The organism is uncultured Limnohabitans sp., from assembly GCF_937889215.1.
Lineage (GTDB): Bacteria > Pseudomonadota > Gammaproteobacteria > Burkholderiales > Burkholderiaceae_C > Limnohabitans_A.
Window position 1 is genome coordinate 1 of the sequence record NZ_CALBEX010000379.1, and the last position, 2,874, is coordinate 2,874.

The following is a 2,874-nucleotide window of genomic DNA, read 5'->3' on the forward strand; positions in this document are numbered from 1 at the left end:
GGCCCAGCGCCAGTGCGGCGTCGGCGTCCAGCGCTTGGCCAATCGCACCGCGAGCGGCTTCCATGGCGGGCACTTCTTCGTAAAAGCGGCGCTGCAGGCGGGTCTGGTCGTTGACCATGGGGAAGAAACCGAAGTTCATCTCGCTCAGTTGCAGCTTGGGCGCCTTGTCAGCGTCGTCAGGCAGCGCCAGCATATAAGCCCGGTCGGCGCAGAACGCCAGTTCGGCCAAGGTGCCCGCAAAGCAAGTGCCTTCTTCGATCAGAGCGAACAGGCTGCGCGAAGACACGTCCAGACGGGCCAAAGTGCGACGAAGGTGGCCAATGGTTTCACGCACCAACCAGTGGTCTTTATGGGCCAGCAAGGTCGCGTCCGAGGCCAACACGGCAGCAGCGTCGCCCGAGGTCTTGAGCACCCAGGTGCCGATGTCCAGTTCGTTGGTGCGCATGTGCAGGATGGCGTCGTCGAGTTCGCGCACCATTTGCAAAGGCCACCAGTTCACGCCTGCGGCTTCAATACCGGCGATGTCGGTGGGCTGAGCAGAGGCAGGGGCCTTGACGGTGAAGGTGGCGATGCGCTTGGCCCGGTCGATTTCCACGGTGACGTTGGCGTAAGTCAGGGCGTCGGCTGCAATCGTACGGTTCAGCGGCGTCAATTCCACGCCTTTGACGCCTGCGGTGCGGATGCTGCCAGCGGCCAATTGGGTGGCGCGGGCTTGCACGGCTTGCTTGAACACGGCCGGCTTGGCGATCGCATCGACCAGACGCCAGTCCACGGCTTTTTGTCCACGCACACCTTCCACGCTGGTGCAGAAAATGTCGGCCAGGTCGTGGCGCACATGGCGCTTGTCGGTCACGCGGGTCAAGCCACCGGTGCCAGGCAACACGCCGAGCAGTGGCACTTCGGGCAGCGACACGGCGCTGGAGCGGTCGTCGACCAGCACGATTTCATCGCAGGCCAGGGCCAGCTCGTAGCCGCCGCCCGCGCAAGCACCGTTCAGAGCAGCCACAAATTTCAGGCCGTCGTGCTTGCTGGAGTCTTCGATGCCGTTGCGGGTTTCGTTGGTGAACTTGCAGAAGTTCACTTTCCAGCCGTGGGTGGACACGCCCAACATGAAGATGTTGGCACCCGAGCAGAACACGCGGTCACGCGCGCTGGTCACCACCACCGAGCGCACTTCGGGGTGCTCAAAGCGGATGCGCTGCAATGCGTCGTGCAACTCGATGTCCACACCCAGGTCGTAGCTGTTGAGCTTGAGTTTGTAGCCAGGGCGGATGCCGGCGTCTTCGTTGATGTTGATCGACAAGGTGGCGATCTCGCCATCAAAGGCCAGGTTGATGTGTTTGTATTGCGCGGGGTTGGTTTGGTAGTCAACCTGGAAAGCTTGCGTCATGCCGATGTCTCCGTTGCGGAAAGTAGATGTTGATGTCGGTCAAAAATGCATTTAATTGCATGTTGGACTGAATTTTAATGCAGGTCATCCACCTCCGCAACGTGCACTTTACTGCATTACATAAGTACTTACCCTGAGAAATGCGTTTTTACTCACCCTTCATACGGGAAGGGTCAAATGCTGGCGAACCGAAGCACGCAAGGCGTCAAAGGCCTGGTTTTCGCTGCGGCCACTGGTGTTGATGGCCAAGTCGGCTTTGGAATAAAACGCTGAGCGCCCTTCCAAGATGCGTTTGAGGTCTTCCATCGCCTCGCGGCTGGCGGCCATGGGCCGCATGTCGCCCTGCGCCGCTACGCGGTCCATGTGGTCCGCCGCATCGGCCTGCAGCCACACGGTGGAGCAGTGTGAGAGCAACACATTGAAGTTGGCCGAATCCGAGACCAAGCCACCAGGCGTGGCGATCACCACTTCGGGGTAAATCTGAATGGCTTCTTCCAGCGCGCGGCGCTCATAGCGGCGATAAGCGTTGGCCCCGTAGAGGTTGTGGATTTCACTGATTTGGCAACCTGCGAACTGCTCGATTTCCCGGCTCAACTCAATGAACGGAAAGCCCAAATCGTCAGCCAAGCGCTGGCCCAGCGCGGTTTTCCCGGCACCGCGCAAACCAATCAAGGCAATCCGGTTTTTGCGTTCTTGTGCGGTACCGCCTTCGCCAAAAAGTTCACCCAACTGCACGCGGACGCGGCGCAGGTCCGCCTCGCTGCGCTTGGAAAGCAACTCACGGATCAGCAACCACTCGGGCGAGGTGGTGGTCACATCACCCAGCAACTCGGCCAGAGAACATTGCAGGGCCTGCGCCACTTGCAGCAGCACCAACACCGAAACGTTGCCGGTGCCGTACTCCAGATTGGCGAGGTGACGCTCGGACACATCGGCGGACAGCGCCACAGCCCGGCGCGTCATGCCCCGACGCGAACGCAAAGTGCGCACGCGCTCACCCAGCGCCTCCAGGAATGGACTGCGCTTGGTCTCCGACTCGACTGCTTCCAACAATGTGGGTTCTTGACTGGTCATGTGTAACTTTTGATCAACAACTAAGGGAAAACCCTTTTATTTCAACAATCCCAAAACATGCACTTTATTGCATACTACAAGGCAAGCACAATAATGCATTAACCATTGTTTATACCGCCAACTGGACATCAAGAACAGTTTTTTATGGCCTGCCACGGCATGCACGCCCCCATCACCTTTTGGAAAGCACCCCATGACCACCGCATTGCTCCCCAACTTTTTCGCAGGCTGCTGGCAAACCGGCACCGGCGCAGGCACGCCGATGTTTGACCCGGTACTGGGTGCCGAGCTGGCCCGCGTGTCCAGTGCGGGTATCGACTTGGCCGAAGGCTTCGGTTTTGCCCGCGAACAGGGCGGCGCGGCCCTGCGCGCCCTGAGCTACGGCCAACGTGCCGAATTGCTGACCAAAA

Annotated in this window: 2 protein-coding genes and 1 pseudogene; 1 reads left to right on the forward strand and 2 read right to left on the reverse strand. The window is 59.7% G+C overall.

Annotated features, from left to right (window positions below; translation table 11 throughout):
- Positions 1-1,390, reverse strand: a 1,390-nt coding sequence (boxC, locus tag Q0341_RS09610; RefSeq protein WP_299512568.1) for a 2,3-epoxybenzoyl-CoA dihydrolase, incomplete at its 3' end; no start/stop codon positions are given.
- A 159-nt stretch (positions 1,391-1,549) separates the two neighbouring features.
- Positions 1,550-2,464, reverse strand: a complete 915-nt coding sequence (locus Q0341_RS09615) for a helix-turn-helix transcriptional regulator (protein WP_299512571.1) — start codon at positions 2,462-2,464, stop codon at positions 1,550-1,552.
- A 193-nt stretch (positions 2,465-2,657) separates the two neighbouring features.
- Here Q0341_RS09615 and Q0341_RS09620 point away from each other — a divergent pair.
- A pseudogene (locus Q0341_RS09620) lies at positions 2,658-2,874 on the forward strand (3,4-dehydroadipyl-CoA semialdehyde dehydrogenase); the annotation flags it as partial.

Coding starts and splice junctions, on each gene's coding strand:
- Q0341_RS09615 (WP_299512571.1), bottom strand. CDS start 2,464: ATGACCAGTCAAGAACCCACATTGTTGGAAGCAGTCGAGTCGGAGACC.